Source organism: Phyllobacterium sp. RCAM01083 (genome assembly GCF_055685835.1).
The window spans coordinates 1,208,784-1,223,995 of the sequence record NZ_JBVFZN010000005.1; the positions used below are offsets into that span (position 1 = coordinate 1,208,784).

The following is a 15,212-nucleotide window of genomic DNA, read 5'->3' on the forward strand; positions in this document are numbered from 1 at the left end:
GTCCCGCCCGTTAGAACCTCGTCTAGAGATCAAAAGCGACTCTTTATCGAAAGACGGCTGACGGCGTGCAACAAGGACTGTTCATTACCTTTGAAGGCGGCGAGGGCGCTGGCAAATCCACCCAGATCACCCGCCTGGCAGCGCATATGCGCGCAGCCGGCGATGATGTGGTCGTGACCCGCGAGCCGGGCGGCTCACCCGGTGCCGAGGCAGTGCGGCATGTCATCCTGAGCGGCGCTGCCGAATCCTTCGGTCCCGCCATGGAAGCGATGCTGTTTGCCGCCGCGCGCAATGATCACGTCGAGCAGGTCATGCGCCCCGCGCTCAACACGGGCAGCATGGTGCTCTGCGACCGCTATATCGACTCCAGCCGGGTTTATCAGGGGGTCACTGGCGATCTCGATGCCGGTCTGATGCGCGCCATTGAAAGGGCAGCCGTCAACGGACTGATGCCGGATCTGACCATCATTCTCGATCTGCCGGCGGAAATCGGTCTGGAGCGCGCAAACGCGCGCCGCGGAACAGGCACTGCCGATCGCTTCGAAAAAGAGACCATCGAGATGCACCGCAAGCGCCGGGACGCTTATCTGGCCATCGCCAAGGCTGAACCGGGGCGGTGCAAGGTGGTGCCTGCGGACCGGCCGGTTGACGATATCGCGGCGGATATTGCCCGCCTCGTCGATCGCCTGAAGGCGCGGCGTGCGATAAAGGAAAAGGCCAAAGCGGGGGCGGCACAATGAGCGATACGCTTCCCGACGTGCCAGCCACGCACGATACGATTGACGGCATTCCCGCCCCGTCGGCCAATCCCGCACTGTTCGGTCATCCGTCCATCCGTTCATTTCTGGCCCAGGCTTATCAATCCGGCCACATGCACCATGCACTTCTGCTCGAGGGGCCGCAGGGCGTGGGCAAGACCACGCTGGCCTTTCACCTCGCCGGACACATGCTCAAGCATCCGGTGCAGCGTGATGCGCCGCTGGAACTGGCTGTGCCCGATTTTTCCGCCGCGCCCTACCGGCAGATTGCCACGGGGACACATCTGGCCGTGCTCCATATCAGCCGCCCGCTCGATGCCAAGACCGGAAAATTCAAGACCGGGATCACGGTCGATGAGATTCGTCGGGTGACGCATTTTCTCAATCGGACGGCACATGATGGCGCGTGGCGTATTGTCATCGTCGATCCGGCAGATGACATGAATCGTAATGCTGCCAATGCGTTACTGAAGACTCTTGAAGAACCACCGCAGCGAACGCTGTTCATTTTGATCTCGCATTCCTCCGGGCGCTTGCTGCCAACGATCCGCTCACGCTGCCAGTCCATCCGTTTCGAAGGGCTGCAGCGCAGTGACCTCCTGTCGGCGCTGGCAACCATTGGCCTTGGCACGGACCAGATGCCGGATACCGAGGCACTGGTTACCCACGCCGACGGCAGTGTGCGCAAGGCGGCACTGCTTGTGGCGTTTGGCGGATTGGAGATATCGCAGACCATCGACGCTATTCTGACAAAACCTGTATTCGATGTCCCCAAGGCGCAGGCGCTTGGCACAGCCTTGTCGGGACGCGATTCGGAAATTCAGTTTGATCTCTTCCTTGAGGACATTTTTTCGCGGATCGCGGCAAAGGCAGGGGAGGCTGCGGAGAAGGGTGCCGTGGCCGAGGCCAATCACTGGTCGACGCTGTGGCAGGAAATGCAGGGCGAAGCCCGTGAAGCCGATGCCTTCAACCTTGACCGCAAACAGTCCGTTCTTATCTTTCTTGACAGGATGCATCGCGCCCTGCGTGCTTCTTGATCCGCCACCCGGTCACATCACATGAATGCGGAATAGTATTTCAATTGAATTCATGTGTTTACGACCGGTATAGCAATCAGGCCAGACATGGGTTATGTCAGCCTGACGCCTTCCCAAGATGCCAATTCCGAAGCAAATCAGGTTACGTATGAGCCGCGAAACATTTTACATCACCACAGCCATTTCCTATCCGAACGGCAGCCCGCATATCGGTCATGCGTACGAGCTGATCGCGACGGATGCGATTGCCCGTTTCAACCGCCATGACGGCAAGGATGTGTTTTTCCTCAGCGGCACGGATGAACATGGCATCAAGATGCTTCAAACCGCACGCAGGGAAGGCATTACGCCGCGTGAGCTTGCCGACAGAAATGCCAAGCTTTTCCGTGACATGGGCCATCTCCTGAATGCATCCTATGACGACTTCATCCGCACCACCGAGGAGCGGCATTACGCGTCATCGCAGGCGATCTGGAAAAAAATGGTCGAAGCCGGGGATATCTACAAGGATTCCTATGCCGGCTGGTACTCCGTGCGCGATGAAGCCTATTACCAGGAAGACGAGACGGAAGTGCGTGCCGATGGCGTGCGCTACGGCCCGCAGGGCTCGCCCGTCGAATGGCTGGAAGAGGAAAGTTATTTCTTCCGCCTGTCCGCCTATCAGGATCGCCTGCTCAAGCTCTATGCGGACAATCCCGGTTTTATCGGGCCGGACGAGCGCCGCAACGAGGTCATCTCCTTCGTCAAGTCCGGCCTGAAGGACCTGTCTGTATCGCGCACGACTTTCGACTGGGGCATTCCGGTTCCCGGCGACGAGAAGCACGTCATGTATGTCTGGGTCGACGCGCTGACCAATTACATCACGGCGGCCGGTTATCCCGATGAGAAGGCCGAGCGCTGGCGCTATTGGCCCGCCGATGTGCACATCATCGGCAAGGATATCATTCGCTTCCACGCCGTCTATTGGCCGGCCTTCCTTTTGTCCGCTGGAATCGAACTGCCGAAGCGCGTCTTCGGCCACGGCTTTGTGTTCAACCGCGGCGAGAAAATGTCGAAATCAGTCGGCAATGTCATCGATCCGTTCTCCCTGGTCGAGCATTACGGCCTGGATCAGGTGCGTTACTTCCTGCTGCGCGAAGTGCCTTTCGGTCAGGATGGCAATTACAGCCATGAGGCGATCGTCAACCGCACCAATGCGGATCTTGCCAACGACCTTGGCAATCTGGCGCAGCGCTCGCTGTCGATGATCAACAAGAACTGCGAAGCCAAGGTTCCGCAGCCCGGCGCATTGACCGATGTCGACAAGGCCATCCTCGGTCAGGCGGTGGCAGCGCTGGAGACAGCCCGCAAGGCCGTCGGCACGCAGGCCATGCATCTGGCGCTTGGGGCGATCTTTGCCGTGGTGGCGGAAGCCAACCGCTATTTTGCATCGCAGGAGCCATGGGCGCTGAAGAAGACCGATCCCGCGCGGATGGAAACGGTTCTCTACGTGACGGCGGAAGTGATCCGGCGTGTCGGCATTCTCTGCCTGCCGTTCATACCGGGATCGGCGGCCAAACTGCTCGATATCCTGGCCGTGCCCGCGGACAAGCGCAACTTCACCGATCTTCTCGGCGGCAGCGAACTGGTGCCCGGCGCCGATTTGCCCGCGCCGCAGCCGATCTTCCCGCGCTATGTCGAGGCAGACAAAGGCGCCTGATCAGGAACCCGGATCTTTTTCATGCTTGTCGATAGCCATTGCCATCTGGATTTTCCGGATTTTGCCGAAGAACGTGACGCCATTGTCCAGCGCGCGCTGGATCTTGGTGTTGTGCGGCTGGTCACCATCTGCACGCGCGTTCGCAAGTTTGACGGCATTCTCGGCATCGCCGAACGCTATGACAGCGTCTTTGCTTCGGTCGGGACGCACCCGAACAATGCGCATGAGGAACTCGACGTCACAGCCGATGACCTGATCAAGCTGGCCGAACACCCGAAGGTGGTGGCAATCGGTGAAGCCGGGCTCGACTATCACTATGATTACGCGCCGCCGGAAGCACAGCAGCAGGGATTTCGCACCCATATCGCCGCAGCACGCGTCACAGGCCTGCCGCTGGTCATTCACGCACGCAGTGCCGATGAGGACATGATTGCGATCCTGCGCGAGGAATCAGGGAAGGGGGCCTTCCCCTTCATCCTGCATTGCTTCTCCTCCGGCGCCGAACTGGCGCGGGTTGGCGTCGAGCTTGGCGGTTACATCTCGTTTTCCGGTATTCTGACATTCAAGAATTCGCCGGAAATCCGCGACATCGCCAGAAACGTGCCGCGCGACCGGCTGCTGGTTGAAACCGACGCGCCTTATCTCGCGCCGATGCCGCATCGCGGCAAGCGCAACGAGCCGAGCTTCGTCACCCATACGGCCGCCGTGCTGGCGGAGACCATCGGTGTCAGCGTCGAGGAAATCGGCACTTTGACCACCGACAATGTATTCCGCCTGTTCACCAAGATGCCAAGGCCCGCCCATGCCTGATCGCCTGCGCTTTACCATTCTGGGCTGCGGCTCGTCTCCGGGCGTGCCGCGCATCAATGGTGACTGGGGCAATTGCGATCCGGACAATCCGAAAAACCGCCGCCGCCGGGCGTCCATGCTGGTGGAGCGCATTGCCGCGCATGGCGGCGTGACCACCGTCGTCATCGATACGGGACCGGATTTCCGCTCGCAGATGATCGATTTCGGCTCCGGACGGCTTGATGCCGTTGTCTATACCCATGCGCATGCGGACCATATTCACGGCCTCGATGACCTTAGGACCTTTGTCATCGACCGGCGCGATCTGGTTGATATCTATGCCGATCAGGCGACCCAGCGCAGGCTCGTCGAAGGCTTCGGTTATTGTTTCAAGACGCCGGAAGGTTCGAGCTATCCGCCGATCCTGCGGCCGCATGAGATCGTGCATCACGAGGCTTTTGAGGTTGACGGCGCGGGCGGTCCGATCCGCTTTCTGCCGCTGCCGCAGGTGCATGGCGATATCCTGTCGCTGGGCTTCCGCATCGGCGATGTTGGCTATTGTTCCGATGTCAGCGCGTTTCCGGAAACAACAGCGGCCGAGCTGCATGGGCTCGATATACTCATCATCGACGCATTGCAGTACCGTCCGCACCCAAGCCATTTTTCTCTCGATGAATCAATGGAGTGGATCGAAAAGCTGAAGCCGCGTCGAGCCATTCTGACCCATATGCATGTGCCACTGGATTATGGAACTGTCCTGCGCGATACGCCGGAACATGTCGAACCGGCCTTTGACGGCCTGTCCTTTGAGGTTGAAGCATGAGCAAGAGCGTTGAACGTGTCCGTCAGGCAGCTCATGCGGCTGGGCTGGAGATCGAAATCCGCCAGATGGCCGATTCAACCCACACGGCGGAAGATGCAGCGGTTCAATGCGGCGTCACAGTCGCACAGATCGTCAAGTCGCTGATTTTTCAAGGCACCGATACGCAGCAGCTTTATCTGTTTCTGGTTTCCGGACCGCGCCAGCTTGATCTTGCCAAGGCTGCGCGGCTGACCGGAGAAACGCTGCACCGGGCTGATCCAAAGCACATCCGCAAGGAGACCGGCTTTGCCATTGGCGGCGTATCGCCATTGGGGCACCTGATCGACATCAAGGCCTATGCGGATGAAACACTGATGCAGTTCGACGTCGTCTGGGCCGCAGCAGGCGGCACCAACTTTGTTTTCCCGGCAGAGCCACATGCTTTGATGACGGCCGCAAAGGCTGAAATAGCCGATATTACCGGCTGATCGAGCCATTCCGGTCCATCTTCTGGTTCCATAATCTATCTTATGCGATCTTTGTATTGCTGTCGGGTGGGTTCAAGGATGAAGCGCGACTTGCAATAGATAACAATGGTTTATCCAATGCAAGGAATCGCCCGTGGAACGCACCTACTCCCAGATTGACATGGATGAACGCCGCAAGATCGCTCACTGGCGAACGGCAGGCGTCAAGGTCGACATCATTGCTGAAAAACTTGGGCGTCATCGCTCGACGATTTTTCGTGAGCTCAGGCGTAATACCTTCACCGACGTGCAAATGCCCGAACTTAACGGGTATTACTGTGTGACGGCGAACGACATGGCACGTGAACGACGTGCCAAGCTCCGCAAACTGGCACGGTTCGCGCATCTGCGCCAATCCGTGATCGAGCGCATTATTCATGGCTGGTCACCGCAACAGATAGCCGGTCGGATGCAGCTGGAGCAGCATCCGATTTGTGTGAGCCACGAGACGATCTACAAGTTCGCCTATTCACCGGACGGCCATGCGATCAAGCTTTGGCGGCACCTGCCGGAACACCGTGCCCGGCGGCGGCCGAGGCATGCCAGACGGCGTCATGGCCGCAGGTTCAGCCCGGACGTCAATATCCTGCACCGCCCGGATGTCGTGGCGACGCGCAAACAGTTTGGGCATTGGGAATGTGACCTCATCCAATTTCGCAAGAAATTCGGAAAAGCCAATGTGACGTCTCTGGTCGAACGCGTCAGCCGGTTTGCCGTGTTTCTACGCAACAACGATCGGCAGTCGAAACCTGTCATGGACGGTCTGATCCAAGCACTGCAGTCCCTGCCCCATTTTGCCCGCCGCTCCATCACCTTCGACCGCGGCACCGAGTTCACTGACTGGCCCTACCTGCAGGCCGGCATCGGAACGCAAACATGGTTTTGCGATCCGCAGTCGCCCTGGCAGAAAGGCACTGTCGAGAACACCAACAGACGGGCCAGGAAATGGCTGTCGAGAGAGGTTGATCCGCTGTCGATCAGCGACCGTGATCTCACGGAAATCTGCAACAGGCTGAATTCCACACCGCGCAAATGCCTTGGCTACAAAACGCCAGCAGAAGTCTTCCGGCAAAAACTACTCGCGCAGAGACGGCGTGCGGGTTAGCTTCAAAAGCGTGCAAGTCGCGCTTCAGCGAGAACTCACAGTCGGTTACATTCTATTTTCAACGGTGACGGCCCCTTTCTCGTATGAACCGACGCGCCTCTCCGTCATCGCTCGCCAAACCATATCTCCACCGCTAAGCTTATCGTCGAGTCGCACACGTGCCCTGAACTTGTAGATACAAGAAGGATGACCACCGTGGATTTGAAAACTGTACGCGCGCTGAAAAACGAAATCGCAGAACAGATCATTCGACCGCTTGTCACTGAAATCCGCGCCGAGCGCCGCATTGTCCGCTCCACCGCAATACGGCGTCTGACCGGCGTCGAAGGCGGTATCGCGCTTGGCATTGCCGCCGGCGATGGAAAGAACGATTACCGGCTTGCCGTCCGTGTCCAGCGCCGTGCGCTCGAAACAAATGCCAATCTGCGCCAGCAGATCGAGGAAGCAGCCCGCAACAAGGCCGACATCACCTATATCGGTACCGTGTTCAAAGGCGGCGCTGTGGCAGCGCCGGCAGTCTTGCCCTGGCATCAGCTGCGGCAGAGGCCGCTGCTGATCGGCGCGTCGGTCGGACATTATTCGATTACGGCGGGCACGCTTGGCGGCTTTGCGCAGCACACGGCGAGCGGCAAGGCCGTTATTCTGAGCAACAATCATGTGCTGGCCAATGAAAACAAGGCGAAGATCGGCGATGCGATCCTGCAGCCTGCGGCCTATGACGGCGGCAGGAAAAGCAAGGACAAGGTCGGCGAACTGCTGGCTTTCGAGCCGGTTGTATCAGGCGCAAACAACCTGGTCGACGCGGCCATCGCCTCCATCGATGCGGATATCGACTTCGACGCGGTGACCCTGACCGATGCGGGAAAATTGAAGGGCCTGCGCAAGACCCCGCTCCGTCCCGGCGACAAGGTGTTCAAGATCGGCAGGACAACCGGCGTGACGCAAGGTGTTGTCACGGCAATCGAAGTCGATGACGTGGTGGTCAGCTATGAATTCGGCGATATCGGTTTTGACAGCCAGATCGAGATCCAGACCACAGGCAGCGGTCCTTTCAGCTCGGGCGGCGACAGCGGATCGATGATTATGGACGAAAAGGGCTATGCCTGCGCCCTGCTGTTTGCCGGCAGCGACCAGGGCGGCACCAACGGCAAGGGTGTCACCTTCGCCAATGATCTTTCCATCGTGCTGGAGAAATTGGGGCTGACGATGCCGGTTTGACCTAGCGAGAGCAGCCGGGATGCACTAAATTAAAGCCATGAGCACCTCCATCGAACAGGCGCGACTTGCCAAGCCGAAAGCCAGGGAACTGGCCGGATCATGCGGCACCGTCATTGGTGTCGGCCTGATCCGCATCGGTGACTCCTACGCCATCAAGGTCAATCTGCGCGATCAGGTCCCCGAAACGACCGAGCTTCCGGAAACGGTGGATGGCGTCAGGGTGGTATATGACGTGATCGGGCCCATATCGCTGCAGGCGGCCGGGAAGCGCTGACCGATCCTGTGGACAAGCCACCGGCATTTCAGCTCGGTCATATCAGCCGCCCTGCTCCTGTCTTAGTATATTTCTTATGAAACCATCACGCGACATCACCCGCCTTCTTGAGATCATGCAGGCCCTGCGCACGCCGGTGACCGGCTGTCCGTGGGATCTTGAGCAGGATTTCAAATCCATCGCCCCCTATACGCTCGAGGAAGCCTTCGAGGTGATCGATGCCATCGAGCGCGATGATATCGACGATCTGCGCGAAGAGCTCGGCGATCTGCTCCTGCAGGTGGTGTTTCACGCGCGGATGGCGGAAGAGATGAAGGCATTCGATTTCGGTGACGTGGTGCAGGCGATCACGCACAAGATGATCCGCCGCCATCCGCATGTCTTCGGTGAAGAGGCTGCCCGCGGTGCCGGAATGGCCAAGGGCATGTGGGACAAGATCAAGGCCGAGGAAAAGGCGGAGCGGCGCGAGCGTCGTGCTGCGCTCAATCTCGGCGCCGTGGAACCGACCGGTTTCCTCGACGACATTCCGCACGGCTTTCCTGCCCTGATGCGTGCTCTCAAACTGCAGCAGAAGGCGGCCAAGGTTGGCTTTGACTGGTCGGAAGCCGCGCCCATTCTCGACAAGATCGAGGAAGAAATCGGCGAGTTGAAACAGGCCATTGCCAATGGTGACCGGGAAAATACACAAGAAGAATATGGCGACCTGCTGTTTGCCATGGTCAATCTCGGCCGCCATTTGAAGCTTGAACCGGAAAGCGCCCTGCGCGGCACCAATGAAAAGTTCCGGTCACGCTTCCACTATATCGAGCGAAAGCTGAACGAGCAGAAACAGACGCTCGATGCGGCGACACTCGATGAAATGGAAGCACTCTGGCAGGAAGCCAAAACCGCGAAATAACACCGTTTACCCGTTGGTCCGCCGCAATAATTTCTCGTCGAGATTGGCGTGGGACGCGACGGTCATGTCCATGGTGAGGGATACCGACCCGTCGTCCAGATCCTTGCGTTTCACATTGCTGGAGTGCTGGTAGATCCAGTCCATCAGCCGCATCTGGTCCGGCCGCAGGGTGATTTTGACATGCTTCAGCTTGCCGGCAATGCGGTTCTCGATTTCCTTCAGCAGAGCGTCGACGCCCTCACCCGTGATCGCCGACACCGGAATCGGATGTTCGTCGCCCTTCACCGCCGCACTGAGACGCTGCGCCGACTCGCGGCCCGCATCGTCAAGCCTGTCGATCTTGTTCCACACTTCGAGAATGCGCTTCGTATCGCCGCGCTCAATGCCGAGACTGGTCATGATCGCGTGGACGTCTTCCGACTGGGCTGCGGTATCCGGATCGGAGATATCGCGGATATGCAGGATGAGGTCGGCTTCGACCACCTCTTCCAGCGTGGCGCGGAAGGCCGCAACGAGATGCGTAGGCAGGTTGGAGATGAAACCCACCGTGTCGGAGAGGATGATCGTCTCGCCGTGCTCCAGCCGGATACGGCGCAAGGTGGGATCAAGCGTGGCAAAGAGCATGTCTTCGGCCACGACCCCTGCTCCGGTCAGCCGGTTGAACAGCGTTGATTTACCCGCATTGGTATAGCCGACAAGCGCCACGACCGGATGCGGCACCTTCTTGCGCTTGCTGCGGTGCAGGGTGCGGGTGCGCACCACCGTTTCGAGTTCGCGCTTGATGCGCAGGATCTTTTCCTGTAGTGCGCGCCTGTCGGCCTCGATCTGCGTTTCACCGGGACCGCCGAGGAAGCCGCCGCCGCCGCGCTGGCGCTCAAGGTGGGTCCAGCTGCGGACCAGCCGCCCCCTCTGATAGGTGAGGTGCGCAAGTTCCACCTGCAGGGCGCCCTCTTTCGTCTGGGCTCGCCGTCCGAAAATCTCAAGAATGAGCCCGGTCCTGTCAAGAACCTTGGCGTTCCATGCCTTTTCGAGATTGCGCTGCTGCACCGGTGTCAGGGAATGATCGACGATCACGAGCTCCGCATGGGAAGCCTCGATGAGCTCATGAATCGCTTCAACCTTGCCCGTCCCCAGCAAGGTCGCCGGGCGCGGCGCAGAAACCTGCACGATATCGGAATGGACAATGTCCAGATCGATGGCTCGGGCCAAGCCTTCGGCCTCTTCCAGCCGCGCATCGTCGCTGCGCTGGAATTCGGGCTGGTGCTTCATGCGGCCATGATCGTCGGCCTTGCCGCCATCGGAAAAGCGCGTCGGCAAAACCGGCACAATGACGATTGCGCGCGTGGCTTCTCTGGCGGTCTCACCATTATCGGTTGATCCGCCAGGGTTTTGCGCGTTACGCCTTGTTTCTTTGGTCAAATGTTATCTCAGTCGCTGTCTTCGGCCTCAGCTTCGAACATTTGTACAGGCTGGCTCGGCATGATGGTCGAGATGGCATGTTTGTAGACGAGCTGAGAATGGCCGTCGCGGCGCAACAGGACGCAGAAATTGTCGAACGAGGTGACAATACCGGTCAGTTTGACGCCATTGATGAGGAAAATTGTCAGAGAAATCTTCTGTTTTCTGACTGAATTCAGAAATAGGTCCTGAAGATTCTGCGATCGTTCAGCCATTGTTTTTGTCCTTTTATGCGATCAGCAAACGTGTCTCATACAAATTTCGGCAACGGGAGCAGAAAGCCTACTCCTGCAGGAGGTGAAAAATGGTTTCTGTTAGTCCCCTCATACTCCGGTTAACAGGATGGCGTTTTTTCCGCAATGTCAAAAAACGCTTCCCGTAACGAAAGTGCGATCGTTCCCGGGTGCCCATTTGCCACCGATTCGCCGTCAATCGCAACGATTGGCATCACAACAGTTGTGGCTGCGGTCATGAAAACTTCGCGCGCCCGCTTGGCTTCCTCGACAGAAAAGCCGCGTTCCTCGATCGTCAATCCCAGCTTTTTGGCCACATCGAAGATGGTTGTGCGGGTAATACCGCGCAAAATGCCGGTTTCCGCCTGTCTGGTCACCAGAACGCCGTCCATGGTGACAATCCACGCATTTGTTGCCGCGCCTTCCCTAACGGTGCCATCCGGATCGATGAACCAGGCTTCCTGAGCGCCCTGCTCCTTGGCCTGCTGGCGCGCCATAACATTTGGTAAAAGGCCGATAGATTTGATGTCCACCCGCTCCCAGCGGTTTTCCGGCACCGTGATGACCTTCACACCCTTTGCCGCCCGGGCAGCGAACATGACGGGATCCGTGCGCTTGGCGGTGATGACAATGGAAGGTGGTGTATCGGCCGCGGGAAAGACGTGGTCGCGCTTGGCGACACCGCGCGTCACCTGCAGATAGACCATGCCATTGTGCACACGATTGCGCCGGACCACCTCGGCGATCACGCTCTGCAGCGCCTTCCGGTTCATCGGCCAGCCGATCCGCAGCTCTGAAAGCGAGCGGTCGAGGCGGTTGAGATGGCGCGTCATGTCCATGATGTTGCCGCGGGCAACCTCGCAGACTTCATAAACGCCATCGGCAAACTGGTAGCCGCGGTCTTCAATGTGAACACCGGCATTGGCATGGGGAATGTACTGGCCGTTGACATAGGCGATACGGGACATCGGTAGAGCCTCCTATTCGAACTGGCCGAAGACCATGCGCATGGGCGTTGGCAGATCCACCCGCTTGCCGGTATCTTCCAATGCACCCGTTTCGATATCGCGTTTGAACACGGCGATGCCCCCGCCTTTCTGATTGGCAACGAGCATGAACTTGCCCGTGGGATCGATGACGAAGTTGCGTGGGCCGAGACCCTGCGACGGTGTCCAGCCGATCAGCGCGAGGCTGCCGTCGGCGGCAATGGCATAGCTGACGATGCTGTTGTGGCCACGGTTGGAGCCATAAAGGAACCGGCCGTCGGCACTGACGGCGATTTCTGCGCAGGTATTGGTCGCGGTGAAGCCCGCAGGGATGGATGGAAGCGTCTGGCCAAGCGTCAACTCGGCGGTTTCGGCATTGTAACGCAGAACTGAAACAGTGCTGTTCAATTCATTGATAACATAAGCAATCTTCCCATTCGGATGGAACGTCATATGGCGCGGTCCGGCGCCATCGGGCAAGGTCGTGAAGGGCGTTGCTGCCAGCTCCAGTTTCCCGCCCTTCGACGGCAGCTTATAGGCCATGATCCGGTCCAGGCCGAGATCGCAGACAAACACGGTCCGATTATCCGGGCTGACGACGGCGCAGTGACCATGCTGCCGCTTGTCCGTCGGCAGGACGGCATTCTTGCCCTCATGAATGGCAGCGGCAAAGGCCGGTTCCAGCCCGCCGTCGGCGCGGATGGCGAAAGCGGCCACGGCATTGCCGGGGCGTTCGCCCAGCGCGGCAACGGTATAATTGGAGGCAAAGATCGTCTCGCCCGACTGATCGAACCCGAGATGGCAGGTGGTGTTGCCAAGGGTCGGCTGCATGTTGATATAGGACAAGGCTCCTGAGGCCGGATCGATATCGAAGGCGACAGCCATCCCCTCGTTCCATTCGGGAATTTCCACTGCCGCGTAAAGACGCCGGCGCTTTTCATCGATGGCGATATAACCGGGATTGTCGATTGCGAGGTATTCGCTGACGAGTGTGAGATCACCGGTATTGTCGTCAAAGCGGAAGACGCTGATCCCCTTTCCTGCATTGGGCAGAGCGTTGCGATTCAGGTTGCCGACAAAAGCATAGGTCTTTGGCATGGTTGGTCTCATGGGTTAGGGGCTATGAGATGGAGGGTCTCTCCATCGGAAGGGATGATCAGCTTGTGGGAATCGATGGCCGCTGCCTGCGCATGGGCCTTCAGATCGTCGCGGGTGACCGTTGCATGGTCAAGGGCTTCCATATGCGTCGCGATGACTTTTGTCTTCAGGGGTGAAATGCGGCAGACCTCAACGGTCTGCTCCGCATCCATGACGATGAGAACACCGTCCCATTTGGCACCGCAGGAATGGGTGACGATGATATCGGGCTGCGTCGCTTCGATTGTTTCGCGCACCGGCGGATAGAGGATCGTATCCCCTGCCCAATAGATCGAGGGTTCGCCATCCGCCTCGATGGTGAAACCGATGACATTGCCCATCAGCTGAAGCACGGCCCCGGTGCCGTGATTGCCGTCGCGACGGGTCAGGCGGATATTCTTCCACGTCAGATCCCCGGTCAGTGGCGTGACGTCGGTGAAACCGAAGGAGCGGATTTTCTCTTCATCGCCCGGCTGGCAGATCAGCGGCAGATGCTTGGGGACACGTTCCTGAGCCACGGGGTCGAAATGATCCGCATGCAGATGCGAGACGAGTACAAGCTCGACGCCATCAAGGATCTCGTCGGTTGAAACCGGCAGATCCGTCATGGGATTCGGCGAACGGCCGGTAAAGGACGGGCGGCTGTGTTTGGGAGCGAAAAATGGATCGATCAGGACGGTTGAACCGGCATAATCGAGTTTCAGCGTGGCATTGCGGAGAAGTTGCAGTTTCATGTCGGTGCGTCTTTCTGCTGATCAGAAGAATTCGAGACTGACGCGGAACATCTGCTCGACCTGTTTGACCGCTTCGGCCGTGGCAAAGATGACCACCCGGTCCTGCGGTTTGATGCGGACCGAACCGTCGGGGCGGATGACTTCGCCGTTGCGGTAGATCGCGCCGATCCGCAGTCCATCCGGCAGGTCGAGGTCGCGCAGCGGGGCGCCGACAAGCGGCGAGGTTTCAAGCGCCTCAGCCTCGATAATCTCCGCCCGGCCCTTCTGGACGCTGTGTACGGCCCGGATACGGCCCCGCCGCACATGCTGCAGCACGCGCGAAATGGTGACGCTGCGCGGGCTGATATGGGCATCGATGCCGAGGGATTTGCTGAGGTCGAGATAGTCCGGGTTGTTGATGAGGACGAGACTGGATTTGCAGCCGAGGCGTTTGGCCATGACGCCAGCGAGCATGTTGACCTGGTCGTCATTGGTCAGCGCGACCAGAAGGTCCGCATCCTGGATTTCCGCTTCCAGCAGCAGTTTCTGATCCAGCGCACTGCCATGCAGCACCATGGACCGCCGAAGCCCGTCCGCGATGGCATTGGCGCGGGTCAAATTGGGTTCGATCAGCTTGACCTTGGTCTTGGGCTGCTTGGCTTCGATCGTCTGGGCGACGTAGAGCCCGACATTGCCGCCGCCGGCTATGACAATGCGGGTCGCCTCGGGCTCTTCGTGACCGAACAGCGCCAGCGTACGGCGCACCTGTGACTTGGTTGTCGCGACATAGGCGATGTCACCGGCCAGGAGGTGATCGGCAGAGCGCGGAATGAGCAACGTGTCATTGCGGATGATCGCCATCACGGTCGACGGCAGGTCGGGGAAGAGATTGCTCAATTGAATGAGCGGCGTGTTGATGACGGGACAGTCTTCCAGGCATTCGATCGCCATGACCACGATAGTCTCGTCGGCAAAGCGGACAACGTCGCTCACACCGGGCAAGGCGATGCGGCGCAGCACCATTTCCCCGACCTCAAGCTCCGGCGAAATGATGACGTCGATCGGCATGTGATCGCGGGAAAACAGGTCCTGATAGTGCGGCTGCAGATAGGCCTGAGCACGGATGCGGGCGATCTTGGTCGGCACGTTGAACAGCGCATGCGCCACTTCACAGGCGACGATGTTCACTTCGTCGTACAGTGTCGCCGCAATGATCATGTCCGCCTGCTCGGCACCCGCCGCAGCCAGAACATCCGGGTGGGCGCCGTGACCGACAAAACCGCGCACATCGAGCGTATCGCGTATGACCTGAATGAGCTCGGCCGACGTGTCGATGACCGAAATATCGTTGTCTTCGGCGGCCAGGCGTTCGGCGATGCCATATCCAACCTGCCCTGCGCCGCAGATAATCACACGCATCAGCTGGCTTTGCCTTCGGCAATCACGGCCATTGCGTCCACGTCAATGAGACTGCTGGCCGGCGGGCCTTGCGGATTGACAGCACGAAACATTCCTCACTCCCATGATGAAGGACCGATGCCGCAGGGCAAAGGCCGCCGACTTTCCCGTAAAAGCCAG

General features: G+C 59.0%; 16 protein-coding genes. 10 read left to right on the forward strand and 6 right to left on the reverse strand.

Features of this window, described 5'->3' with window-relative positions; genetic code table 11:
* Positions 1–65 precede the first annotated feature (65 nt).
* The 10 genes from tmk to mazG all read left to right on the forward strand — a co-directional run bounded on the left by tmk (position 66) and on the right by mazG (position 9,107).
* Positions 66–740, forward strand: coding sequence for a dTMP kinase (tmk, locus tag ACZ25R_RS12630; protein WP_472461155.1), 675 nt, complete (start codon positions 66–68; stop codon positions 738–740).
* A complete protein-coding gene (locus tag ACZ25R_RS12635; protein WP_472461156.1) occupies positions 737–1,795 on the forward strand; it encodes a DNA polymerase III subunit delta' in 1,059 nt (352 codons plus the stop codon). The genes tmk and ACZ25R_RS12635 overlap by 4 nt, the downstream gene beginning before the upstream one ends.
* Before the next feature lie 148 nt (positions 1,796–1,943).
* Complete coding sequence (metG, locus tag ACZ25R_RS12640) at positions 1,944–3,494, forward strand: methionine--tRNA ligase (RefSeq protein WP_472461157.1); 1,551 nt, start codon at positions 1,944–1,946, stop codon at positions 3,492–3,494.
* Between the two features lie 21 nt (positions 3,495–3,515).
* Entirely contained in the window at positions 3,516–4,304 is a 789-nt protein-coding gene (locus ACZ25R_RS12645; protein ID WP_472461158.1) for a TatD family hydrolase, read from the forward strand.
* Positions 4,297–5,106: an MBL fold metallo-hydrolase gene (locus ACZ25R_RS12650; protein WP_464660351.1), complete on the forward strand. Its 810-nt coding sequence runs from the start codon at positions 4,297–4,299 to the stop codon at positions 5,104–5,106. Before ACZ25R_RS12645 ends, ACZ25R_RS12650 begins: the two co-directional genes overlap by 8 nt.
* Positions 5,103–5,573, forward strand: coding sequence for a YbaK/EbsC family protein (locus tag ACZ25R_RS12655; protein ID WP_472461159.1), 471 nt, complete (start codon positions 5,103–5,105; stop codon positions 5,571–5,573). Before ACZ25R_RS12650 ends, ACZ25R_RS12655 begins: the two co-directional genes overlap by 4 nt.
* A 133-nt stretch (positions 5,574–5,706) precedes the next feature.
* Positions 5,707–6,717, forward strand: a complete 1,011-nt coding sequence (locus ACZ25R_RS12660) for an IS30 family transposase (RefSeq protein WP_464664934.1) — start codon at positions 5,707–5,709, stop codon at positions 6,715–6,717.
* A gap of 195 nt (positions 6,718–6,912) precedes the next feature.
* Positions 6,913–7,935, forward strand: coding sequence for a hypothetical protein (locus ACZ25R_RS12665; RefSeq protein ID WP_472461160.1), 1,023 nt, complete (start codon positions 6,913–6,915; stop codon positions 7,933–7,935).
* A 37-nt stretch (positions 7,936–7,972) separates the two neighbouring features.
* Complete coding sequence (locus tag ACZ25R_RS12670) at positions 7,973–8,209, forward strand: hypothetical protein (RefSeq protein ID WP_472461161.1); 237 nt, start codon at positions 7,973–7,975, stop codon at positions 8,207–8,209.
* Between the two features lie 76 nt (positions 8,210–8,285).
* Positions 8,286–9,107 carry a nucleoside triphosphate pyrophosphohydrolase gene (mazG, locus tag ACZ25R_RS12675; RefSeq protein WP_472461162.1) on the forward strand — a complete coding sequence of 274 codons (822 nt, stop codon included), beginning with the start codon at positions 8,286–8,288 and terminating at the stop codon, positions 9,105–9,107.
* A 6-nt stretch (positions 9,108–9,113) separates the two neighbouring features.
* Here the strand turns inward: mazG and hflX are convergent, their stop codons facing one another.
* From hflX to trkA, 6 genes are all read right to left on the reverse strand, one after another.
* On the reverse strand, positions 9,114–10,526 hold the full coding sequence (gene hflX, locus ACZ25R_RS12680; RefSeq protein ID WP_472461163.1) for a GTPase HflX: 1,413 nt from the start codon (positions 10,524–10,526) through the stop codon (positions 9,114–9,116).
* Positions 10,527–10,534: 8 nt separating this feature from the next.
* A complete protein-coding gene (gene hfq, locus ACZ25R_RS12685) occupies positions 10,535–10,780 on the reverse strand; it encodes an RNA chaperone Hfq (RefSeq protein ID WP_091885912.1) in 246 nt (81 codons plus the stop codon).
* Positions 10,781–10,899: 119 nt separating this feature from the next.
* On the reverse strand, positions 10,900–11,766 hold the full coding sequence (locus ACZ25R_RS12690; protein ID WP_472461164.1) for a D-amino-acid transaminase: 867 nt from the start codon (positions 11,764–11,766) through the stop codon (positions 10,900–10,902).
* A 12-nt stretch (positions 11,767–11,778) separates the two neighbouring features.
* The gene (locus tag ACZ25R_RS12695; RefSeq protein WP_472461165.1) at positions 11,779–12,882 is read right to left on the reverse strand and encodes a lactonase family protein; all 1,104 of its coding nucleotides are present in this window, start codon (positions 12,880–12,882) and stop codon (positions 11,779–11,781) included.
* A gap of 8 nt (positions 12,883–12,890) precedes the next feature.
* Entirely contained in the window at positions 12,891–13,655 is a 765-nt protein-coding gene (locus tag ACZ25R_RS12700; RefSeq protein ID WP_472461166.1) for an MBL fold metallo-hydrolase, read from the reverse strand.
* 21 nt (positions 13,656–13,676) lie between these two features.
* Positions 13,677–15,053 carry a Trk system potassium transporter TrkA gene (gene trkA, locus ACZ25R_RS12705; protein ID WP_288193756.1) on the reverse strand — a complete coding sequence of 459 codons (1,377 nt, stop codon included), beginning with the start codon at positions 15,051–15,053 and terminating at the stop codon, positions 13,677–13,679.
* Between the last annotated feature and the right edge of the window lie 159 nt (positions 15,054–15,212).